This window comes from Skermanella mucosa, from assembly GCF_016765655.2.
Classification (GTDB): Bacteria; Pseudomonadota; Alphaproteobacteria; order Azospirillales; family Azospirillaceae; genus Skermanella; species Skermanella mucosa.
In genome coordinates this window covers 1,785,203-1,808,039 of sequence record NZ_CP086106.1, presented here as the reverse complement: position 1 = coordinate 1,808,039, position 22,837 = coordinate 1,785,203, and the positions used below count along the sequence as shown (strand labels likewise).

Annotated in this window: 18 protein-coding genes; 10 read left to right on the top strand and 8 right to left on the bottom strand. The window is 66.8% G+C overall.

From position 1 onward, the window contains the following. Positions 1 to 173: 173 nt before the first annotated feature. The 3 genes from zapE to JL100_RS08165 all read right to left on the bottom strand — a co-directional run bounded on the left by zapE (position 174) and on the right by JL100_RS08165 (position 3,953). The gene (gene zapE, locus JL100_RS08175) at positions 174 to 1,313 is read right to left on the bottom strand and encodes a cell division protein ZapE (RefSeq protein ID WP_202682536.1); all 1,140 of its coding nucleotides are present in this window, start codon (positions 1,311 to 1,313) and stop codon (positions 174 to 176) included. A 124-nt stretch (positions 1,314 to 1,437) separates the two neighbouring features. After that, positions 1,438 to 2,784, bottom strand: coding sequence for a B12-binding domain-containing radical SAM protein (locus JL100_RS08170; RefSeq protein WP_202682537.1), 1,347 nt, complete (start codon positions 2,782 to 2,784; stop codon positions 1,438 to 1,440). 107 nt (positions 2,785 to 2,891) lie between these two features. Next, positions 2,892 to 3,953, bottom strand: coding sequence for an NAD-dependent epimerase/dehydratase family protein (locus JL100_RS08165; protein WP_202682538.1), 1,062 nt, complete (start codon positions 3,951 to 3,953; stop codon positions 2,892 to 2,894). Between the two features lie 147 nt (positions 3,954 to 4,100). Between JL100_RS08165 and JL100_RS08160 the strand changes: the two genes are divergently transcribed. Both JL100_RS08160 and JL100_RS08155 read left to right on the top strand, forming a co-directional pair. Next, positions 4,101 to 5,315: a glycosyltransferase gene (locus JL100_RS08160; RefSeq protein ID WP_202682539.1), complete on the top strand. Its 1,215-nt coding sequence runs from the start codon at positions 4,101 to 4,103 to the stop codon at positions 5,313 to 5,315. 49 nt (positions 5,316 to 5,364) lie between these two features. Further along, positions 5,365 to 6,435, top strand: coding sequence for an NAD-dependent epimerase/dehydratase family protein (locus JL100_RS08155; protein ID WP_202682540.1), 1,071 nt, complete (start codon positions 5,365 to 5,367; stop codon positions 6,433 to 6,435). Between the two features lie 200 nt (positions 6,436 to 6,635). On the opposite strand, the gene JL100_RS08150 is transcribed toward JL100_RS08155, so the two are convergent. Further along, complete coding sequence (locus tag JL100_RS08150) at positions 6,636 to 7,463, bottom strand: tetratricopeptide repeat protein (protein ID WP_202682541.1); 828 nt, start codon at positions 7,461 to 7,463, stop codon at positions 6,636 to 6,638. A gap of 50 nt (positions 7,464 to 7,513) precedes the next feature. On the opposite strand from JL100_RS08150, the gene JL100_RS08145 reads away from it, so the two are divergent. The 6 genes from JL100_RS08145 to JL100_RS08120 all read left to right on the top strand — a co-directional run bounded on the left by JL100_RS08145 (position 7,514) and on the right by JL100_RS08120 (position 12,135). Next, the gene (locus JL100_RS08145) at positions 7,514 to 8,425 is read left to right on the top strand and encodes an SDR family oxidoreductase (RefSeq protein WP_202682542.1); all 912 of its coding nucleotides are present in this window, start codon (positions 7,514 to 7,516) and stop codon (positions 8,423 to 8,425) included. 113 nt (positions 8,426 to 8,538) lie between these two features. After that, the gene (locus tag JL100_RS08140; RefSeq protein WP_202682543.1) at positions 8,539 to 9,879 is read left to right on the top strand and encodes a hypothetical protein; all 1,341 of its coding nucleotides are present in this window, start codon (positions 8,539 to 8,541) and stop codon (positions 9,877 to 9,879) included. A 114-nt stretch (positions 9,880 to 9,993) separates the two neighbouring features. Next, positions 9,994 to 10,188: a hypothetical protein gene (locus JL100_RS08135; protein WP_202682544.1), complete on the top strand. Its 195-nt coding sequence runs from the start codon at positions 9,994 to 9,996 to the stop codon at positions 10,186 to 10,188. An 82-nt stretch (positions 10,189 to 10,270) separates the two neighbouring features. Further along, the gene (gene parS / locus JL100_RS08130; RefSeq protein ID WP_202682545.1) at positions 10,271 to 10,702 is read left to right on the top strand and encodes a type II RES/Xre toxin-antitoxin system antitoxin; all 432 of its coding nucleotides are present in this window, start codon (positions 10,271 to 10,273) and stop codon (positions 10,700 to 10,702) included. Next, the gene (locus JL100_RS08125) at positions 10,702 to 11,121 is read left to right on the top strand and encodes an RES family NAD+ phosphorylase (RefSeq protein WP_202682546.1); all 420 of its coding nucleotides are present in this window, start codon (positions 10,702 to 10,704) and stop codon (positions 11,119 to 11,121) included. The genes parS and JL100_RS08125 overlap by 1 nt, the downstream gene beginning before the upstream one ends. Before the next feature lie 33 nt (positions 11,122 to 11,154). Beyond that, on the top strand, positions 11,155 to 12,135 hold the full coding sequence (locus JL100_RS08120) for a quinone oxidoreductase family protein (RefSeq protein WP_202682547.1): 981 nt from the start codon (positions 11,155 to 11,157) through the stop codon (positions 12,133 to 12,135). A 150-nt stretch (positions 12,136 to 12,285) separates the two neighbouring features. Here the strand turns inward: JL100_RS08120 and lepA are convergent, their stop codons facing one another. Next, complete coding sequence (lepA, locus tag JL100_RS08115; RefSeq protein WP_202682548.1) at positions 12,286 to 14,088, bottom strand: translation elongation factor 4; 1,803 nt, start codon at positions 14,086 to 14,088, stop codon at positions 12,286 to 12,288. Between the two features lie 249 nt (positions 14,089 to 14,337). Between lepA and JL100_RS08110 the strand changes: the two genes are divergently transcribed. Then, the gene (locus tag JL100_RS08110) at positions 14,338 to 14,970 is read left to right on the top strand and encodes a TIGR02466 family protein (protein ID WP_202682549.1); all 633 of its coding nucleotides are present in this window, start codon (positions 14,338 to 14,340) and stop codon (positions 14,968 to 14,970) included. Positions 14,971 to 15,362: 392 nt separating this feature from the next. Here JL100_RS08110 and JL100_RS08105 read toward each other — a convergent pair whose 3' ends face one another. From JL100_RS08105 to JL100_RS08095, 3 genes are all read right to left on the bottom strand, one after another. After that, positions 15,363 to 15,974 (bottom strand): DedA family protein, encoded by a 612-nt coding sequence (locus tag JL100_RS08105; protein ID WP_202682550.1) that lies wholly within the window; start codon positions 15,972 to 15,974, stop codon positions 15,363 to 15,365. A 177-nt stretch (positions 15,975 to 16,151) separates the two neighbouring features. Then, positions 16,152 to 18,281, bottom strand: coding sequence for a bacteriohemerythrin (locus tag JL100_RS08100; RefSeq protein ID WP_202682551.1), 2,130 nt, complete (start codon positions 18,279 to 18,281; stop codon positions 16,152 to 16,154). A gap of 152 nt (positions 18,282 to 18,433) precedes the next feature. After that, positions 18,434 to 21,790, bottom strand: coding sequence for a maltotransferase domain-containing protein (locus JL100_RS08095; protein ID WP_228421135.1), 3,357 nt, complete (start codon positions 21,788 to 21,790; stop codon positions 18,434 to 18,436). Positions 21,791 to 21,987: 197 nt separating this feature from the next. Between JL100_RS08095 and JL100_RS08090 the strand changes: the two genes are divergently transcribed. After that, entirely contained in the window at positions 21,988 to 22,824 is an 837-nt protein-coding gene (locus JL100_RS08090) for a polyphosphate kinase 2 family protein (protein ID WP_202682552.1), read from the top strand. Positions 22,825 to 22,837 lie beyond the last annotated feature (13 nt).

Here is a 22,837-nt window from a genome sequence, read left to right as displayed (position 1 = left end):
GGAGGGGCGATCACGGTAAATCTCCCGCCACAGGGTGATCCTTGCCGATGCCGAACGTCGGCAACATCGACGCCGTCAGGCCGGCGGTTGCGAAGTTTCCAGGGCATCCGGGCCGTGCTGGTCTTGCCTCGTAAGACAAGGACACGATACCCGCCCATTGGAGTCCGAAACAATCAGGTCAGGTGGTCCAGCGCCAGGTAATCCTCCGCCTGCATCTCCATCAGGCGGCTGACGGTGCGCTGGAACTCGAAGGCGTGGGTGCCCTCGCCGTACAGGCTTTCCGGCGGGCCGGCGGCGGCGATGATGGTCTTGACCTTGTGCTCGTACAGGGCGTCGATCAGCGTCATGAAGCGCTTGGCCTCGTTCCGCTGCGCCTCCTTCATTTTCGGCACCCGGTCGATGATGACGGTGTGGAAATGGGTCGCGATCGCGAGATAATCGGCCGACCCGAGCGGCCGGGCGCACAGCTCGTGGAAGCTGAAGAAGGCGATGCCCTTGGCCGCCTTCGGGACATCCACCTTGCGTCCCTGGGTGGTCAGGCTGCAATGGGCCGCGACGGCGCCCTCGGTCAGGCTGTCGAACAGCTCCGCCAGCGCCCGGTCGGTCGCCGGGCCCTGGGGGCAGTAATAGACCTTGGCGCCCTTGAACCGGTCCCGCCGGTAGTCGGTCGGGCCCGTGAGCTCGACGATGTCCACCTTCTCCTTGAGAAGCCGGATGAACGGCAGGAACAGGTCGCGCTGGAGCCCGTCCTTGTAGAGGTCGTCCGGCGGCCAGTTCGACGTCGCCACGACCACGACGCCCAGGTCGAACAGCGCCGTGAACAGCCGCCCCAGGATCATGGCGTCGGCGATGTCGGTGACGTGGAACTCGTCGAAGCACAGCAGCCACGCCTCGTCGGCGAGCGCCTTCGCCAAGTCGGGGATCGTCTCGTCCACGCTCTTGCCGTTGGAGCCGCCCTCCTCCTTCGAGGCCTGGCGCTGCCGGTGCATGCGGTCGTGCACCTCGATCATGAAGGCGTGGAAATGGACCCGGCGCTTCCGCTCCACCGGCGCCGTCTCGAAGAACAGATCCATCAGCATGGACTTGCCGCGGCCGACGTCGCCGTAAATGTAAAGCCCCTGCGGAGCCGGGTCGGGCCGGCGCGTCAGCCCGAACCGAGCGCGCCAGCCGACCTTGCCCATGGCGGGCTTGTAGTCCTTCAGGCCCTGGTACAGCGACTGGAGCCTCTGGGCCGCGTATTCCTGCGCGGCATCGGCCTTCAGGGTGCCGGTACCCCGGCGGGAGCGGTAGAGCGAGAGAGGGCCGTTTGGCATGGCGGATGACGAGGGCCTGGAAACCGGAAGGGACGCGCATACCTAGCGGAAACGATCGCCCGGCGAAAGCGACTCGAGGTCGCTGGCCCCATTCCCGGCTTTTCCGCGTCCCTTCCCGCCCGGCTCAGGAGTTCGCCAGACTGTACGCCAGCTCGCGCCATTTCTTGGCGCCGTCCGCCTCGACCACGTAGTTGTCGTCGGCGACGGCGCCGGGGAAGACCTTCTGGACCTTCTCCTCCTCCAGGTTGGACAGGGGCGTGCCCTCGATCGCGGCGCAGCCGGACTCCTGCCAGGTGTCGAGCGGCAGCGAGGCGAGGAACCGCTTGGTGTCCAGCATCTGCTCCTTGGTCTCGCCCGGCAGGCCGTAGGTGAAGGTGCCGTGGCAGGTCATGCCCAGCCGCTTGATCTCGTGGACCACCTTGGTCGCGTATTCCAGGTCCAGGTGCTTGTTGACGATATTGTCCACGACCCACTGGTTGCCGGATTCGAAACCCAGCTTGACCCCGTAGCAGCCGGAATCCCGCATCACCTTCCAGCTTTCCATACGCGAGGTGTCGGCCCGGCACATGGCCGACCAGGGCAGGCCGATCCTTGTCATGACCTCCGACATCTTCAGCACGTGGGCGTTGCCGATGTTGAAGGTGTCGTCGTCGAAATAGATCGAGCTGTAGCCGTACTTGCCGACCAGCTCGGACAGGAAGGCCTCCATGTAGTCGGGCGAATAGTGGCGCACCGTGCGCTTGGCGGTACCGTCCGGATCGTTGCCGGTCATGGTGGCCGGCCAGACGCAGAAGATGCACTTGAAGGGGCAGCCCCGGCTCGACCAGACCTGGGCGTGGGGCGCCGTCTGGCCGCGCGGGTTGTCGTCCCAGTAGCGGTGGGCGATCACCTCGTCGTAATAGGGGAACGGGGCGTTGTTCATCTCCTCCAGGGTCAGCAGGTCGTGCTCGATCACGCCCTCCTCCCCTTCGAGGACCCTCACCGATCCCTTCTCGTACTCGCCCTTGATCACCGCATGGACCGGGAAATTCTCCATGATCTCCTTGCCCTTGGAGGAGATCGGGCCGGTCACGACGATCCGGGCCTCCGGCACCACCTTCTTGATCGCGAAGATGATCTGGCCGTCATGGTCCCAGCTCGGCGAGGCCGATTCGATGAAGATGTAGCGGTAGCCGGCTTCGCGCAGATGGTTGAAATAGCTGGCATAGCTCTCGCGGAGCGCCAGGCTGTCCCGCATCGCCACCTCCGCCCCGGTCGCCCGCGCGGCATAGGTGGAGGCGTAGCCCATGAAGAACGGATACGGCAGGTAGCCGCCGAAGACGAAATTGTCCGGCGTCGAATAGGTGTGGATCGTGTGCGGCCAGCGCGACCCGGCGCGGATGCCCGCGAGGCACATGTCGCGGGAAGTCCCGTTCTGGCTGACCGTGACCTGCTCCAGCCACCAGGGCGGATTGCTGAAAAGGACCTTCATGGGGGCTTCTCCTCCTGCGGCAATGGGTCGCTATGCCGGATCGACCAAAAGTAGGAGGTAACGAATAACGAAAGGTTAAATACGCCTCGAATGCGCTGCAAGCGGGTTCAGCGCAGGATGGGCTGGACCTCGGCGCTGTGGGCCTCCAGCCAGCCGAAGATATCGTCGACGATCGCCTCCACCCCGCGGGTCGGCTTCCAGCCGGTCGCGGCGGTCACCTCGGCATTGTCCGTGACGTAGTAGGGGATGTCGGCCGCGCGGGTTTCCGGATCGCGGCCGATCTCGACGACGCGCTGGCAGCGGCGCACGCACAGGTCCGTCAGTTCCGCCAGCGAAACGCTCGTCCCCGCCCCGCCCCCGACATTGTAGGTCCGCCCGGCATGCTCGCCGATCCGGTCCACCTGCAGCCGGATCAGGTCGTACAGGTCGGCGACGTGCAGGATATCCCGCACCTGCGCACCGGTCCCGCCGAAGCCCATGTAGGCCAGCTCCCCGCCGAACAGGTGCCGGGCCGCCCACAGCACCATGAAGCCCTGGTCCACCTTGCCCATCTGCCACGGACCCGTCAGCACGCCGCACCGGTCGACCACCGCGCGCAGCCCGTACATCGCCCCGTACTCCTCGATCAGGAGCTCGGACGCCAGCTTGGTCGCTCCGTAGATCGACCGGCTGCCGGCCATCGGGAAGGCGGTGGTTATGCCGGCTTCCGACCAGCCCGGTCCCGCCGCCCCGGCGACCGGCGCGAGCCGCTTGCCGACCGCCTGAAGCGGCAGGCCCCGGAGCCCGGCGATCGGATAGACCCTGCTGGTGGACAGGAAGACCAGCGCGGCCCCGCACCGGCGCACCGCCTCCAGGCAGTTGACCGTGCCCACCAGGTTCGTGTTGACGACATAGGCCGGCGAAGCGCCGTAGCCCGCATGGACCGACGGCTCGGCCGAGCATTCCAGCATCAGGTCGAAATCGCCGGCCTCGGCCAGATCCTCGGGATTGCGGACGTCGCCGTGCCTGAACTCGACCCCGGCCGCCCTCAGCCGGGGAAGCGCCAGCTCGCTGCCGCGGCGGCGCAGATTGTCGAGCGCCACGACATCGGCATCGGGCATGTCCCGCTTGAAGAAGGAAGCGAGGTTCGACCCCACGAACCCGGCCCCACCCGTCACCAGAATACGCATCTCTCCACCGGAGGTAATTCGACCGGCCCAGGAAGCCGCAACTGCGCGTTCAGGTCAAGCCGGAAATAGGCAATTCAGCTAATGTCATCTTAACTGATTACCCGAAAGCTAGGGCCATCGTCATAGACCGACCGCGGATGGCCCGACGTGCAGGAAGTCAGCTTCTCCCAGGCGCAGATCAAGGCATTCCACCGAGCCGACGTCATCTTCGTCGCGGCCGACGGCTATACCCTGGCGCCGAGCCGGATCCGCGCCTACACCTTCGCCAAGGCGTGCCGGGAACGCGGCCTGAACGCCGAGGTGCTGTCCTTCTTCGACCATCTCGGCGCGTCGGGACAGGGCTCCGCCGCCTATCGCATGGACGAGCAGGAGAAGCTGCGGCTGGTCGCCCTCGCGGCCGACATCCTCATGCTGAACCCGACGGCAATCCTGTACATGCAGAAGGTGTCGTACCACAGCCTCGCGGTGGCGCTCGCCGCCGGCGCGAACGGCAATCCGGTCGTCCTGGACTACGACGATTTCGATTTCCACTCGACCTTCTTGCCTCGAATAACGCGGCTCATGCCCAACATCGGGCCGATCCCGGCAACGAAGGAAATGGCCAAGAACTCCGACCTGTGCGTCTGCGCCAGCCGCCGGCTCGTTGAGATCATCCGCCAGTTCAACGAGCGGTGCGAACTGGTCCCGACCGGTACGGACCTGTCGATGTTCGACGCCGGCCTGCGCGAAGGGTCCGGGCGCGGGCCTGGCGATCCCGTCGAACTGATCTGGCTGGGCGACATCTGGGGGCCGCAGATCGTCGACGACGTGACCATGGCGGTCGACGCCTTCGCGGCGCTGCCGCCGTCGATCCGCGATCTCGCCCGGCTGACCATCATCGGCTTCGGCGATTTCTGGCCGGAGTTCAAGGCCACCCTGGCCGCCCGGCTGGGCGACCTGCCGAACTTGGTCTTCCGGGAACGCATCGCCCCGACGGAGGCGCCCGCCCTGCTGGCCCGGTGCGACATCGGCCTGCTGCCCCTGGCCGACAACCCGTTCAACCACTGCAAGAGCCCGACCAAGATGTTCGAATACATGGCCATGAAGGTGGCCGTGCTCGGCACCCCCGTCGGCGAGGCGGCGCATATCCTCCGCGACGGCGAGAGCGGCATGCTGGCGTCCGACCTCCCCGGCTACATGCGGCGGATGGGGACCCTGATCCTGGACGGCGACCTGCGCCGCGCCATGACGGAACGAGCCTACGCGGCCGTTCTCGACGGCTACCATCTCGGCGCGATGGGCGACAGGCTGGTCGGCCTGCTGGACGGCGTCCGGGAGGACCGGCGCCGCCGCGACGCCGAGCGGACGCTAACCGGCGCTTAACCGGCCACCCCATAACTTTCGGCATAAACCCCTCAGAAGGAACGCGGCCATGGCGATCGTCATCGTGACCGGGTCGGCCGGCCTGATCGGCGCGGAAGCGACCCGCTACTTCCACGCCAAGGGACTGGATGTCGTCGGCATCGACAACGACATGCGGCGCTATTTCTTCGGCGACGGGGCGAGCACGCGGTGGAGCCTGGAGCGGCTGGCCCGCGACATCCCGGCCTACCGCCACCATGCCGTCGACATCCGGGACGCCGCAGCGATCGAGGCGATCTTCGAGCAGTACGGCGCGGACATCGCGGCGGTGGTCCACACCGCGGCCCAGCCGTCCCACGACTGGGCGGCCCGCGAGCCGGTGACCGACTTCACCACCAACGCCAACGGCACCCTGAACCTGCTGGAGGCGACGCGGAAGTTCTGCGGCGACGCCGTCTTCATCTTCACCAGCACCAACAAGGTCTATGGCGACACGCCCAACGCGCTGCCGCTGGTCGAGCTGGAAACCCGCTGGGAACTGTCGCCGGACCATCCCTGGGCCGAACACGGCATCCCGGAAACCATGAGCATCGACCATACCCTTCACAGCCTGTTCGGCGCCTCCAAGGTCGCGGCCGACGTGCTGGTGCAGGAATACGGCCGCTATTTCGGGATGCGCACGGCGGTCTTCCGCGGCGGCTGCCTGACCGGACCCGGCCATTCCGGGGCTGAGCTCCACGGTTTCCTGTCGTACCTGATGAAATGCGCGGTCGCCGGCAAGCCCTACAGCGTGTTCGGCTACAAGGGCAAGCAGGTGCGCGACAACATCCACTCGCACGACCTGGTCTCGGCGTTCTGGCACGTGTTCGAGGCGCCGCGCCCCGGTGCCGTCTACAACATGGGCGGCGGCCGCCACTCCAACTGCTCCATGCTGGAAGCCATAGCGATCTGCGAGGAGCTGACCGGGCGGCCGATGGACATCACCTACCGCGACGACAACCGGATCGGCGACCATATCTGGTGGATCAGCGACATCCGCGCGTTCCGGCGCGACTATCCCGGCTGGAGCCAGCGCTACGACCTGCGCCGGATCATGGAGGACATCTTCGAGGGCTGCCGGGAGCAGGCTCCGGCCACATAGGCCCCGCCCCCTGGTGGTCCTGTACAGTGTTTTTGATGACGTTCGGCGTAGGGGAGTTGCGTAGGTCGGCCTTCGCCCGACAGGGCGAACGCCGACACCCTGCGTCGACGCTCCGGCCACGCTGTCGGCGTCGGCCTTCGGCCGGGGCCGACCTACGATAAATCGATCAAAAACACTGTGCCGAGCCCCTGGCGCGCCCCCTACCGCGCGGACGGCGCGCCGGCGGCCGGCGGGGCCGCCTGACTGTCGCGGAGCCGCTTCAGGTTGTCCTCGGCGGCACGGGCGCTGGTGGTGTCGGGATCGATCCGCATGACCGTGGTCCAGTCGGACCTGGCGCCGTCCGCATTGCCGGTCACGGCGCGCAGATTGCCGCGCAGCAGCAGCGCTTCCGGATTGGATGGTTCGAGCTGGAGGGCTATGCCGACATCGTCCAGGGCCTTGCTGTCGTTGCCCAACGCCCGATAGGCCCCGGCGCGGTAGAGATAGGCATCGGCGCGCCGCGGCGCCAGGTCGATCGCCCGGTTCAGGTCCTCGATCGCTTCCCAGTAGCGCTGGGCTTCGGCCCGGGCGAAGGCCCGGTCGATCATCAGCTCGGGGTCGCGCGGGCTGTAGCCGAGTGCCTGGGTGTAGGATCTTTCCGCCTTGGCCGTGTCCCCCGCCCGGAGCCAGGCCCAGCCGGCGCGGGCCAGCAGGCTCGACGCTCCTTCGGGCGTGTCCTTGCCGAGGGTCGGCACGAGATCCTCCAGCCGCGTCGCCGCGGCCTGGAACTGACCCTGGTGGAACAGCGCCATCGCCTGGCACAGGCGCGCCATGTCGCCGCCGCCGCGGTCCTCCCAGGTCAGGGCGCTGTCGAAAGCCGCGTCCGGCCTCTTCTCGGCCAGCTGCATGCAGGCGGTCGCCTCGCGGGCATGCTCGACGGCCTGGCGGTCGGCAGCGGCGGCGGGACCCGCCGCCAGGATCGCGAGCACGGCCAGCGCCGGAAGGCGGCGGATGGCGGGGCGGTTCGGGGGATCATTGTATCTGGTCATGGTGGCCCTTAAGTTCGGGCCTGGAGTTTCCGAGCGCAAGGCCAACCATCATGCAGCAACCGCAAACGCCCCGACTCTTCTGCTTCGGTCTGGGTTTCAGCCCGCTGGCCTTCATCGACCTCATACGGCGCGAGCATGGGCCCGAAGGCTGGCGGATCGCCGGCACGACGCGCAGTCCGGACAAGACGGCAGCCCATTCGGCGCACGGCATCGAGACGCACCTGTTCGACCGCGGCCGGCCGCTGGACGATCCCGCCGCGGCGCTCGCCGGAACGACCCATCTTCTGACCGCCGTGCCGCCCGATGCCGACGGCGACCCGGTGCTCGACCACCACGCGGCCGATATCGCGGCGCTGATGCCGGGACTGCGCTGGGTCGGCTACCTGTCCACGACAGGCGTCTACGGCGACCACGACGGCGCCTGGGTGGACGAGTCCACGCCGCTCCAGCCGACCGGCCGTCGCCAGAAGCAGCGGGCCGCGGCCGAGCAGTCCTGGCTCCGGCTGTGGCGCGACCACGGGGTGCCGGTCCACCTGTTCCGCCTGGCCGGCATCTACGGTCCCGGCCGCAGCGTCATCGACAGCGTGCGCAACGGGACGGCGCGCCGGATCGACAAGCCGGGGCAGGTCTTCAGCCGGATCCATGTGGACGATATCGCGCGGACGCTGCGCGCCTCGATCGACCGGCCCAACCCCGGTACCGCCTATAACCTGTGCGACGACAATCCGGCCCCCGGGCACGAGGTCACGGCCTTCGCCTGCGAGCTGCTGGGCGTCGAGCCGCCGCCGCTGGTGCCGTTCGACCAGGCCGAGCTGTCCCCCATGGCGGCCAGCTTCTATGCGGACAACAAGAAGGTGCGCAACGACCGGATCAAGGACGAGCTGGGCGTCACGCTGAAATACCCGGACTACCGCCCGGCGCTGCGCGACCAGCTGCGGCAGGAGGGACATACGGCGGACTGACCGCAAGCGTTCCGCCTCCATACGGAAGCATACTAACAATCCGCGTCGTGATGCCGCAGATGGAGTCCATGGGCATCCGACCGGATGGCCATGCAGATCCGGGAGGCCGCGACATGGCCGCGAGCGAAATCATCGGCAGGATAACCACTGGTCTCTACAGCCTCCTGGCGGAGGAAGAGCACCGGGCCCCTCGCCCTGCCCCGGCCGCGCCCGCCGCATCGACGGCTCCGGCGGACTGCGCCTCTCCTGCGGACTTCGCGGCGGAACTGGCGCGCCTGCTGGAGGGCAATCCCAAGGCGACCGCCGGCCGGATCCACCTGATCGGCCTCGAACCGATCCGGGCGCGGCTGGGCGACCGGTGGCCCCGGCTCCAGGACAGCATCCATCTCCTGGCATCGAAGGTGATTTCCCAGCACCTGGCACCGGACGACGTGTTCTGCCGCTACGGCGCGCTCGACTACCTGATCGCCTTCGCGCATCTCGGCCCGGAGGCGGCCCGGCTGAAGTCGGTCGCCATCGCCCAGTCCCTCTACGGGCATTTCCTCGGGGACGAGGATCTCGACGGGATCGTGATCCGGTCGGCGGTCGGGCGGGTGGACGGCAGCGTCGTGTTCGAGGAGCGGGCGGTTCAGGATATCCTGGGTGACATGGCCACCGGCCTCGGCCCGCTCGCCGTGCAGCCGAACCCCTCGCTCGGGCTGAACCGCCCCGGCCGCGCCACGCACCTCGACTGGCAGTACCGCCCGGTGCTGGACAGGCGCCATAACGTGCTGTCGACATGGTGCTGCATGCCGGTAGCGCAGTCGGCCGCGGGTCCGCCGGCGGAAGGCTACGCGGTGCTCGGCGGCGACGGCGGGGCCCAGCGCTTCGCCGAGCTGGACCGCATGACCCTGGGGCATGCGCTCGCCGACCTGGACGACCTGCTGGCCAACCGGTTCAGCGTCTTCGTCAATGCGCCGGTGCATTTCGAAAGCCTCAGCAGCAGCCGTACCCGGACCGGCATCCTGGACCTGCTGAACGGCACCGACGCGATGATACGGCGCTTCCTGGTACTGGAGATGTACGGCGTGCCCGGCGACATCTCGCGGACCCGGCTGCTCGATCTCGCCGGCATGCTGCGCCCCTTCTGCCGCTCGATCCTGCTGGCGGCCGATCCGCAGGCCCACGGCATCGTCCATGCCCGGGAATGCGGGGTGCACGGCGTCAGCTTCGATCTTTCCGGAGGCTCCTGTCCCGGGTTCTCCGGCAATTTCGACCGGACCTGCCGCGCGCTCGAGCAGACGGGCACGCGCGTGGCCATCGTCGGCATCCGGTCCATCGGGCAGGCCCGGGCCGCAGCTGCCGCCGGGGCGACCTATCTGGGCGGTCCCCGCATCGGCCCGCCGGCCGAGGTGCCGGCGAACATGGTCCGGTATGATTGGAATGATCTGCTGGCGGAACGCTGTACACATTAAAACTAATTCGTAATCTCTTTAGCGGCAGAATGCCGCACGGCATTAAACCGATCGGTAAAATTCAAAACGTCACGAACATGCATTAAGCTGGATTCTCAGTAAGGAGGAAATGCCATGCAAAAAGAAACGTCACGACCCGTCTTCCTGATACTCGGAACGTCCGGCGGGCACGGCACCATGGACCACAGGATCCTTGAATTGCCCAGCCAGGTCGCCGGAGAGATCGTCGCCAAGGACCTGCAGTCCAGGCTCGGCAGCGCCGGCACCGCCGACCGCACCTACTTCCGCGTGGTTCCCGCGTCGGCATGACGCCTCCCCTTGATGGGTTCGGATTTTCACCTTAAGCTTTCGGGCCGCCGCGCCACATGGCTGTCGGCCGAAAGGTTGAGGTATGATCAGCGCCGCTCAGGTGATCGCCCTCGTGGGGGGTGAAAAGACCACTGGCCGCACGCTTGCAAGTGACCTGGACATCGCGCGTCTGGTTCGCGACGGCCTGCCGGTGGACGTGATCGACCACCTGCTTGAGCAGCAGGTGATCAGCCAGGCCGAGGTGGATCGCATCGTCGCATCGCCCAAGGCCCTGGCCGAACGGCGGCGCAAGAAGTGCCTGACCCCCGAGCAGTCCGGCCGGGTGATCCGGATCGCCCGGATCATAGCGGACGCGACGGAGACCTTCCGCTCCCGGGAGAAGGCGCTGACCTGGTTGCGCCGGCCGTCCAAGGCCCTGGAGGACGAGGCGCCCCTGGATCTTCTCGATACCGAGGAGGGGGCGCGGCTGGTCGAACACCTGCTCGGCCGCATCGCCCACGGTCTGGCCGCCTGATGCGAGTCTGGCGCCTGACCCGCCTGCCCTTCGCCGACCTGTCCGGCGCCGGCGCCGAGCTTCTCGGCGGACGGTGGACGTCGCCGCGGACACCGGTGGTCTATGCCGCCATGGATGCGGCGCTCGCGGCGCTCGAACTGCGCGCTAACCTGGACCTGGATTTCTCCCTGGTGCCGGACGACTACGTCCTGCTGGGCATCGACACCAACTATCTCGGATTCGAGGACGCGCCGCACCTGGACGATCGCGAGGCCTGCCGGGCCTTCGGCGACCGGTGGCTGTCGGAAGGGCGCTCCGCCCTGCTCCGCGTCCCCTCGGCCATCCTGCCGGAAAGCCACAATATCCTGATCAACCCGCGCCACCGCGATGCGCGCCACGCCCGCATCGCCTGCCAGAGGCCCTGGCGCCCCTTCGCCTGACCGGCGGACACCCACGGAACCACGGAGCATCCCATGACCACCGCCCGCATGATCCGCATCACGGAGTTCGGATCGCCCGACGCGATGCGCCTCGAAACAGCCGATCTGCCGCCGCCGGGCCCCGGCGAGGCTCAGGTCCGGCAGACCGCGGTCGGCTTCAACTATATCGACGTGTACCAGCGCAAGGGCGTCTACCCCCTCCCGCTGCCGACCGGCCTGGGCCACGAGGCCGCCGGCGTGGTCGAGGCGGTCGGGCCGGAGGTCGCAGACCTCCAGGTGGGCGACCGGGTCGCCTACATGAACGCCGGGCTGGGCGCCTATGCCGACATCCGGAACGTTCCGGCTGCGAAACTGGTGAGGATTCCCGACGAAGTCACCGACGAGCAGGCGGCATCCCTACTGTTCAAGGGCCTGACCGCCCAGTACTTGCTGAAGAAGACCCACGCCGTGCAGGCCGGCGACCTGGTGCTGGTCCATGCCGCGGCGGGCGGCGTCGGGCAGATCCTGACCCGCTGGGCCAAGGCGCTGGGAGCATATGTGGTCGGCACGGCCGGCTCGCCGGAGAAATGCGCGGTCGCGCGGGCCGCCGGCTGTGACGTGGCGTTGGACTATACGAATCCGGACTGGCCGGAAAGGCTGCTGGGGGAGACCGGCGGGCGCAAGGCCCGGGTCGTCTATGACTCGGTGGGCCGCGACACTTTCCTCAAGTCGCTCGACTGCGCCGCTCCGTTCGGGCTGGTCGTGGTCTATGGCGCGGCCTCCGGCCCCGCCCCCGCGATCGAGCCGGAGCTTCTGAACAAGAAGGGGAACCTGTTCCTGACCCGGCCGTCGGTCTTTCCGCACAATGCCGACCCGGCGACCTTCCGGGCCAATGCGGCCGACCTGTTCGAAGCGATCGCCGCCGGGATGGTCAAGGTGGAGATCGGCCACCGCTTCGCTCTCGCCGAGGCGGCGGAGGCGCACAAGGCCGCGGAGTCCCGCGCCACCACGGGCGCGATCCTGCTCCTGCCCTGATCGAAAAACGCCCCCGGTCCAGCCGGGGGCGGTCTCTCATACCGAAACCGTTGAAACGATTTCGGTATGACCCATTCAATCAATGCCTATGGCATTGATCTGTCGGGTTTTCGGTTTCCGGATGATCATGCTGATCATCCGGAAACCGTATCAGCCGTCGTTCATCTTGAGCGCGGCGATGAAGGCGCTCTGCGGGATCTCCACCTGGCCGAACTGGCGCATCCGCTTCTTGCCTTCCTTCTGCTTGTCCAGCAGCTTGCGCTTGCGGCTGATGTCGCCGCCGTAGCACTTGGCAAGGACGTCCTTGCGCATCGCGCTGATGGTCTCGCGCGCGATGACCCGGCTGCCGATGGCGGCCTGGACCGCGATCTTGAACATCTGCCGGGGAATCAGCTCCTTCAGACGTTCGCACAGCGCGCGCCCGCGCTTCTCGGCCGCCGCCCGGTGGACGATGGTGCTGAGGGCATCCACCGGCTCGGCGTTGACCATGATCGACAGCTTGACCAGATCGCCCTCGCGGTACTGGTCCCACTGGTAATCGAAGCTGGCGTAGCCGCGGCTGATGCTCTTCAGCCGGTCGTAGAAGTCGAACACGACCTCGTTCAGCGGCAGGCGGTAGACCATCATGGCGCGGCTGCCGGCATAGGTCAGCTCGATCTGCTCGCCGCGCCGGTCGGTGCAGAGCTGGAGCACGCTGCCCAGATACTCGTCCGGCAGCATGATGGTCGCCTTGATCCAGGGTTCCTCGATCTTGGTGATCCGCACCGGGTCGGGCATGTCGGCCGGATTGTGCAGGTCCAGGACGCTGCCGTCGTTCATGTGGATCTTGTAGACCACCGACGGCGCCGTGGTGATCAGGTCCAGGTCGAACTCGCGCTCCAGCCGCTCCTGGATGATCTCCAGGTGCAGCAGGCCCAGGAAGCCGCAGCGGAAGCCGAAGCCCAGCGCCGCCGAGGTCTCCGCCTCGAAATGGAAGCTCGCGTCGTTCAGCGCCAGCTTGCCCAGGCTGTCGCGCAGGTGCTCGAACTGGGCGGCATCGGTCGGGAACAGGCCGCAGAACACCACCGGCACGGACGGCTTGAAGCCGGCCAGCATCTCGGTCGCGGGCCGGCGGTCGTCGGTGATGGTGTCGCCGACCTTGGTCTCGGTGATGTCCTTCATGCCGGCGGTGATGAAGCCCATCTCGCCGGGATTCAGCACGCCGGTCAGCAGCGCCTTGGGCGTGAAGACGCCGACGCGGTCGATCTCGCGCGCGGCGCCGCTCGCCATCATGCGCATCTTCATGCCGACCTTGAGCTGGCCGTCCACCACGCGCACCAGGATGACGACGCCCAAGTACGGGTCGTACCAGCTGTCGACCAGCAGCGCCTTGACCGGGCCGTCGGGTTCGCCCTTCGGCGGCGGCAGCCGCTGGACGATCGCCTCCAGCACGTCGGGAATGCCGAGGCCGGTCTTGGCGGAAATCATCACGGCGTCGGACGCGTCCAGGCCGATCACGTCCTCGATCTGCTCCTTCACCCGGTCCGGCTCGGCGGCGGGAAGGTCGATCTTGTTCAGGACGGGGATGATCTCGTGGTTGTTGTCGATCGCCTGATAGACGTTGGCGAGCGTCTGCGCCTCGACGCCCTGGCTGGCGTCCACCACCAGGATCGACCCCTCGCAGGCCGCCAGCGACCGGCTGACCTCGTAGGCGAAGTCGACGTGGCCGGGGGTGTCCATCAGGTTCAGCTGGTACTGCTCGCCGTCCTTGGCGGTATAGAGCAGGCGCACGGTCTGCGCCTTGATGGTGATTCCGCGCTCCCGCTCGATGTCCATGCTGTCCAGCACCTGCTCGCGCATCTCCCGCGAGTCCAGGCCGCCGCACATCTGGATCATCCGGTCTGCCAGGGTGGATTTGCCGTGATCGATATGGGCGATGATGGCGAAGTTACGGATATGCTTGAGCTCGGACATGCCTGCGCCAAAAACCTGAAGATCAGGGCAGCACCATAGGGCCGTGGCACGGTCCGCGCAACGGAGACATGTCGATCGTCGTGGCGACGGGCAATTCTGTCCAGGCCCCCGCTGTGTTAACCATGTTATCAGGTGTTAACCACGTGACCGGCACGCGGAGGCGGCTCGCGGCCCGGCCTCCCTTCCGTATCGCGTCCCGTATCGGGGATCCGCGACCGATCCCCGCAACGAAAGGCGAAAGGTATCCGCATGCAGTCTATCAAGCTGAACGAAGCGGTGATGTATTGTTTCGGAACGCCGCTGTTCAAGGCGCGCATCCGCGACCATGCCGCGATGAACGCCGACCTCGCGGCGTACCTTCGGAAGGAGCGCGATGCCACGCCCGACAAGCACATGTCGGCCGTCCGGGGCTGGCAGGGCCGGAAGGACCTTTTCGAGCAGGATCATCCCGCGCTGAACCGGCTGAAGGGCCAGGTGGCCAAGGCCGTGATCGCCGTTACCCAGACCTATTTCGGCCAGCAGCTCGACCCGGCCAAGTGCTTCGTGAACGGCGAGATGTGGGGCAACATCATCCCGAACGGCGGCTACACGAAGCTGCACAACCACTCGAAATCGCACTGGAGCGGCGTCTACTATATCGACGTCGACCAGATGGAGGGCGACTGGCCGGAGAACGGCTGCATCGAGTTCGTCGATCCCCGCAGCTTCCCGACCGCCTTCCACCACCCCAAATTCTCGATGCTGCCCAGCCTGACGATCAAGCCCGAGAACGGGCTGATGCTGCTGTTCCCCGGCTGGCTGAACCACTATGTCCACCCCTACCACGGCCCGGCGGAGCGGATCTCCATCGCCTTCAACGCCATGATCCGCGTCGACGACTGACCGATCGCCGGCTGCCGGCCCGGAGTCCGCGCTCGCAGAGGTCTTCCCGGTAATAGTGCTGCACGATGGCCCTGATAAGTCTTGCGGAGCGGAGAAGTGCGGTAGGTCGGCCTTCGGCCGAGGCCGACCTACGATAAATCAATCAAAACCAATGTCATGGGGCCGGTCTTCGCACAGGACATCGAGCAACAGTCCTGCCTAAATGATATCCTTCCTGGCCTGGTCGAGCAGGTCGGCATGGCCGTCTGAAGGGCGAAGGGCAGTCGTTCCATCGGCCGTCCCCGTCTTGTTATACTTGAACCGCGAAAAAAGTATAACAAGCCAGGGCCTGACCCGGGGCGTCGCCGCGTCACCGCCGTTCCATCAACGATGAACGAGGGTCTTTCCGCCTCTCACTCCGCCTGGGCCGGCACGTTCCGGGCCGACACCGTCGGCTCCGGCGGAGCGGGCCGCTTCCGCGACATCTTGTACAGCACCAGGATCGCGATCAGGAACGCGGCCAGCATCAGCAGGCCGAACCCGGTCGCCAGGTCGCCCAGCACGTGCTGGAGCGCCATGCCGGCCAGATAGCCGGCCCCGGCGAAGCACACGGCCCAGACGCCGGCGGCGATGAAGTTGAGGAAGGCGAAGCGCGACCACGCCAGCCCGCTCATGCCCATGGCGAAGGAGCTGAAGTTGCGCACGCCGTAGATGAAGCGGAAGCTGAGGATGAAGCCGGTGCTGTACCGCTTGAGCAGGCTCAGCGCATGGTCCACGCCCGGCTTCCACCGGGGGAAGCGCAGCAGCAGCCTCGCCCCGTAACGCCTGCCGATCAGGAAGTAGAGCTGGTCCCCGAGGAAGCTGCCCGCCCAGGCGAAACCGATCAGCGTGGGCAGGTCCAGGATGCCTTCGCGCGCAGCCACGCCGGAGAAAATGACGAAGGTTTCACCTTCGAGAAATGTCCATGCAAAAACAACGGCATAGTAATAGTTACCATAATCCTTGATGGTTTCCAGAATATCCACCGCGCGCTCCTGGGACAGGCCGATTCTTATGTGTTGGACCCACTCTATCCGGAATCGCAGCGGATGCATACCGCGTTGGTGACATCTGGATCAATGTGTCCGTCCGGTCGCACTGCACCATCGGACTGCACCATCGGGATTATCCGGGGAACCCCCGATAGGCGGATGCGGACGGCGTCAGGCAGCCCGCCTCATATCAGGCCGCCGCTCCGCGGCGAAGCGCGCCACCGCCCCGTCGGCCCCCTTGATGTGGGTCTGCCACCATCCGCCCAGCAGGCCGACGACATCGATGCCCCGGATCTCGGCGCCCTTGCGGTAGGTCTCGGCCAGGGCGTCGAGGCGGGCGATGAACATCCGGTGTTGCCGGCGATGCTCTTCCGCCTCGGGATACCCGATGCGGATCATGAACTCCTCCTCCTCGCTGAAATGCTCGGAGGCGTAGGAGCGCAGTTCGCCGAAAGCGCTCGAAAGGACCTGCGGATCCTCTCCGCGCTTCACGCTTGCATAGACCCGGTTGGCGAGATCCAGCAGCTTCCTGTGCTCGGCGTCGATGCGGGGGATTCCGAACTCCAGGTCGGTTCCCCACTCGACCAGTGTGCCGACCTCGTCCTCCTCGAAGCGGACCTGCTTCAGGAAGCCGTCGACCTTGCGCTTCAGCACTTCGGCATATTCCCCGAGCGCCTCGGCGGTCCGGTGCAGTTCCTCGGTGGCGCTCGCCGACTCCGTCGCCGCCTGCTCGACGAGGGCGATCGCCTCGGCCACGCCCGCTGCCCCCGCGGCCCCCTGGTCCGCGTTCCGCGCGATCTCCTGCGTGGCCGAGTGCTGCTGCTCCACGGCGGTCGAGATCGCCGCGGCAACCCCGCTCATGTCGCGGTTGACCTGCACTATCGCCGCGATGGCTTCCGCCGAGGCGTGGGTGCCGCCCTGGATCTCCGCGATCCGGCGGGTGATCTCTTCGGTCGCCCGGGCGGTCTGGGTGGCCAGCGCCTTCACTTCCGAGGCCACGATGGCGAAGCCCTTGCCGGCCTCGCCGGCGCGCGCGGCCTCGATCGTCGCATTCAGCGCCAGCAGGTTGGTCTGCCCGGCGATCTCGGCGATCAGCTGCACGACCGCGCCGATCCCGCCGACCTTCTCCTCCAGCAGACGGATCGCGTCGCTGGTCACCGCGGTCTCCCTCACGGCCGTCACCGCCATCGCCGACGCCTGCACCGCCTGCCGCGATATCTCGTGGATGGAGCCGCTCAGCTCCTCCGCCGCGGCGGCTACGGTCTGGACGCTGGCCAGCGCCTCCCCGGACGACGCGGAGACGGTCGCGACCTGGGCCTGGGTTTCCCGCGCGCCGTCCGCCATCCGTCGGGCGTTGGCGCGCATGGCCTGGTCGGCGGCGGCGAGGCCGTCCAGGACGCTGACCACGGTCAGCTCGAATTCCCGGATGAACCCCTCCAACCGCCGCTGCTTGCTTTCCTTCTCCAGCCGCTGGCTCTCCTGGGCTTCGGACAGCATGCGCGCCTGGATCAGCCCGTCCTTGAACACCTCCACGGTCCGGGCCATGTCGCCGATCTCGTCCACCCGTCCGGTGGCCGGCACCGCGACGTCGATGGCGCCTTCGGACAGCCGGGTCATCACCAGCCGCAGGCCGGAGAGAGGGCGGACGATCGATCGCGTGACCAGCGCCGCCCCGGCCAGCACCACCGTCAGCACGGCCGCGAAGATTCCGGCGAGAAAAAGCGCCTTGCGCCGGAAGACCTGATCGACGTCGTCCACATAGATCCCGGTTCCGACGACCCAGTCCCACCCGGCGATCCGTTTCACATACGAAATTTTCGGCAACGGGTCCGTTTCGCCGGGTTTCGTCCAGCGGTACCGCGCGAAGCCGCTGCCCTGCTCACGCGCGATGCGGTTGAACGCCTCGAACATCGCCATGCCGTCGGCGTCCCTGATGTCCAGAACGCTTCGGCCGATCCGCTCCGGCAGGGTCGGATGGCCGATCAGGATGCCGTCGAGATCGTTGATCCAGAAATAGTTGGTGGTCTCGTAGCGCAGCATGGCGATCGCGTCGACCGCCGCCCGCTTGGCGGCGTCCAGCGGCATGGCGCCCTTGGCGGCCATCTCCGCATGGGTGACCGCGATGTTGGCGGCGGCATCCACGAGGTCGCGCGCCTTCATCACGCGGTCATGCAGCATCTCGGACCGGAGATTGACCAGCGCGATGACGCCGATGACGATCATGCCGGCGGATGCCAGGAGAACCAGAGCCAGGAGGCGGCCCTGAAGCCTGACTTGCGGCAATCCCAACCGAACGGACATCACTGATTCCCCAAAGCCTTGCCGGACGCGCGATGGTCGCGTCCGGCAAGATCCTGGGCATCACCGATTTAAAAAATTACATTTGAAAGTCCGGATCGACGGATGATGCCGTGGGCAAATTGTCGCAGCCGGTTCCGGGCGGCGACCAGGGCCTATGGCCGCAAGCCGAGTCCCGGGGGGATGATCCGCCAGATTCCGCAGGGATTCTGGTGCGGGTCCAGATGGATCTGCTGGAGCTTGCCGTACCAGAAGAAGCGACCGCCGGTGAACAGATCCTCGACCTCCACATGGGCGCTGTCCGGCAGGCCCAGTTCCCACAGCGGGACTTCGATGGTCGCTCCATGGGCATTGTGCGGGTCCAGGTTGGCGGCGACCAGGATGAAGTTGTCTTTGTTCGGCGTCATCTTGCCGTAATACAGGATATTGTCGTCGAAGGCGTTGTAGAAGCGCAGGTTGTCGTACTCGTGCAGCGCCGGGTTCTCCCGCCGGATCTTGTTGATCCGGGTGATATAGCTCCGGATATTGCCCGGCCGGTTCCAGTCCCACGCCTTGATCTCGTACTTCTCGGAGTTCAGGTACTCCTCCTTGCCCGGGATCGGTGCGCCTTCGCACAGCTCGTAGCCGCTGTAGAGGCCGTAGACGCTGGACAGGGTCGACGCCAGGACGGCACGCATCTTGAATGCCGCCGGGCCGCCGGTCTGCAGGATCGGCGGATTGATGTCCGGCGTGTTGGCGAAGAAGTTGGCGCGCATGTACTCCTTGGGCTCAAGCGAGGTCAGCTCGACCAGATAGTCCGTGATCTCCTGCTTGTGGTTGCGCCAGGTGAAGTACGAATAGCTCTGGGTGAAACCCACCTTGGCCAGCCGCTTCATCATCTTCGGCTTGGTGAAGGCCTCGGCCAGGAACAGCGCGTCGGGATATCGGTCCTGGACCTCGCGGATCATCCATTCCCAGAACGGCAGCGGCTTGGTGTGGGGGTTGTCCACCCGGAAGATCTTGACGCCCCGGTCCGCCCAGAACAGCACGATGTCGCGCAGCGCGTACCAGATGTCGGGCATGGCGCCGCGATAGAAATGGACGTTGACGATGTCCTGGTACTTCTTGGGCGGGTTCTCGGCGTACTTGATGGTGCCGTCGGGGCGCCAGTCGAACCAGTCCGGATGCTGCTTGATCCAGGGATGGTCGGGCGAGCACTGGATCGCGAAGTCGATGGCGATCTCCAGCCCGTGGGCATCGGCCGCCTTCACCAGCCGCTCGAAATCCTCGAAGCTTCCCAATTCCGCGTGGAGCGCGTCGTGGCCGCCTTCCTCGGAGCCGATCGCATAGGGACTTCCGACATCCTCCTCGCCGGCGTCGAGCGTGTTGTTCTTGCCCTTGCGGAAGGTGCGTCCGATCGGGTGGATCGGCGGGAAGTACAGCACGTCGAAGCCCATGTCGCGTACATAGGGCAGCTTCTTGATGACGTCGTCGAAGGTGCCGTGCCGGTTGGGATCGTCGCTCATGGAGCGCGGGAACAGCTCGTACCAGGCGGCGTAGCGCGCAGCGGTGCGATCGACGAAGCATTCCAGCTCGCTCTTGTAGCGCGACCGGTTCGTGCGCTCGCCGGACCTGCACATCGCGATGTGCAGGTCGTCCGACAGCAGCAGCCGGGTGGCCAACTCGTCGTCGGCCCGTCCGCCGCCCTCCCCGCCGTGGGCCAGCCGGTTCAGCGTGGTCTCCATGACCTCGCGGTCGGGGCCGGTGGCCTTGGCGGCCGCCCGCTCGACCAGTTCCCGCCCCTCGATCAGCTCCAGCGCCATCACCTGGCCCGCGTCGCGCTTCTTGATGAAGTCGCCCCGCCAGGTCTCGAACAGGTCGCGCCACGCCTCCACCGTGTACCGGTAGCGGCCGTTCCGGGTCAGCGGAATCCGGCCGGTCCAGCGGTCGTTGTCGAAGAAGACCAGCGGCTCCTCCTGCCAGGCGTCGTCGCCCTGGACGCGGTACTTCAGGCAGGCGTTGATCTTCTCGTGCCCGTCGGTGAAGACGTCGGCCCAGACCTCCAGCACGTCGCCGACCTCGCGCTTGATCGCGAAGCGGCCGCCGTCCAGTTCGGGATAGACCCCTTCGATCGCGATGCGGTCGGCGGCCAGGCTTTCCAGCAGCCGCCCCGACGCTTCCTTGCGCTCGGCGCTGTCCACGCCGTCCGAGGCCTTGGCGCGGGCTTCCGGATTGCCGCGGAACACCCTCATCTCCAGGGGGGCCAGCACGATCGGCTCGCCGGGCCGGAAGAGCTGGGGCGAGCATTGCGGCGTCACGTCCCGGAACCCGTCGAACCGGCCCCCGGTCTCCGCCAGCAGGGGGCCGGGATCGATGGTGTGGGACCGGTTCTCGTCGGGATTGATCAGGACTATGGCGCAGTCCTCGACGTCGCCGGCGCCCTTGCGGCACAGGCCGACCAGCGGGCTGTGCGGGGCGGTGATGCGGAACTGCGGGCCTTCGACGTTGAAGGCCGGCGTCGCGGCCCGCATGGCGTTCACGTCGGCGACGAACTGGCTGATGTCGACCTTCGGCTCCTCCCAGTCCTCCGGCGTGGTCGTGACCACGTCCATCTTGCGCGTGAAGCCGTATTCGTAGCCGATCGGCATCATCACGCCCGACGAGAAGCAGGCCGAGAACAGGTAGCGCATCTTCAGGTGAGCGGCCAGCCGCTCCCGGTCCTGGCTGCCCACGTCGGCGGCCATCCGCTCGGTGTCGTGGCTCTCGGGAAATGCCACCGACGGCGCGATGTGGCGGAACTGGTTATACTGGTCGAGCAGCCAGGGCGCCTGGAAGTCCCACCATTTGGAGCTGTTGAACAGATAATCGAACCCGGCGTCGCCCAGCGCATCGACCTGCTCGATCGTGCAGCCCAGGGTCTCGGCGTAGAATTCGACCTCGCCGTCCACCTCGTGGGCGGCGTCGATCAGCGCCCGCCAGACCGGTGCCGGAACCTGGTACGCGGCGTCGCAGCGGAAGCCCTTGACGCCCAGGCCGACATGGTGGCGCACATAGTTGGCCCAGTACTCGACCAGCCCGGCGCGGGCCTGTTCGTTCTCGTAGTCCAGTTCCGCCAGGTCGCCCCAGATCGTGACGTTGGCGGGATCCACCGGATCGACCGCGCGAGGGCTGTAGAGGCTGCCGTCGGCCTCCCGTCGGTACCAATCGGGATGCTGCTCGGCCAGGACGGCGTCCTTGGCGGTGTGGTTGACCACCAGGTCCAGCATCACCCGCAGGCCCTTCTCCTGCGCGTTCCTGCAGAAGCCACGGATCAGGTCGTCGGGGTGTTCCGAAGCGCCACCCTGGAAGCGGTCGTGCAGCCGGTACGGATCCTTGACCGCGTAGAGGCTGCCGGAAAACCCCGGGTAGTGGATGGGGTTGAGGAAGACCCAGTCGAACTGCATTCCAGCGATGCGCGCCAGATGCCCGGACCAATCGTGGACTGAGCCGACCAGCAGCGGGAAGAGATTGTAGATGCGTGGTCCGAGAGTCACTAGCCCATCCTCGCAACGTTGAATTTTCGCGGGTAGCTTCAGGCGGTGATACCGGCCCCGGCGTGGTTCCACGCTCCGGCCGCCTGCCCCCTGCCCGCCGGTTGCGGATTAAACCGATGCGACCGAACTTAGGTTCCACGCGTTGAGTTCCGCAGAAGCTCCTCCACCCCCTTCACGCCGCAGAAGAGACGACCGCGATGAGCCGTACCGAGATCAAGCCCGACAAGTCGAAGATCCGCTTGGACAAGCTGGTCCAGGACGGCGACCGTTTCACCGACAAGTCGACCTACGAGAAGCGGCTCGACGCCCTTCAGACCGAACTGCTCCACATCCAGCAGACCTATTGGCACGAGAAGCGGCGGGCCGTGCTGGTGTTCGAGGGTTGGGACGCCGCCGGCAAGGGCGGCGCCATCCGCAGGATCACCGAGCCGCTCGACCCTCGGGGATGCCATGTCTGGCCGATCGGCGCCCCGAAGCAGGAGGAGATCGGCCAGCATTACCTGTGGCGCTTCTGGCAGCGCCTGCCGGGACCCGGCACCTTCGCGATCTTCGACCGCTCCTGGTACGGCAGGGTGCTGGTCGAGCGGGTGCAGGACTTCGCCAAGCCCCAGGAATGGAAGCGCGCCTACGACGAGATCAACGAGTTCGAGCGCCTGCTGCTGGACGACGGGGTGCGGATCGTGAAGCTGTTCTTCCACATCACGCAGGAAGAACAGCTCGACCGCTTCCGGGAGCGGCTGACCAATCCTTACAAGCGCTGGAAGCTGACCGAGGAGGACCTGCGCAACCGCGCGCGGTGGGACGACTATATGGGTGCTGCCGAGGACATGTTCGACAAGACCTCGACGGTGGCCGCCCCCTGGCACGCCATCGCGGCCAACAGCAAGTGGCACGCGCGCGTCGCTTCGCTGGAGATCATCACCCAGGCCCTGCGCAAGGACGTCAACATCGCGCCGCCGCCGGTCGACCCCGCCGTGCTCGACGCGGCCGCCGAGATGCTCGGCGTCCATTTCAGCGGCTTGAAGGAGGCGTAGAAGCCGAAGCCGG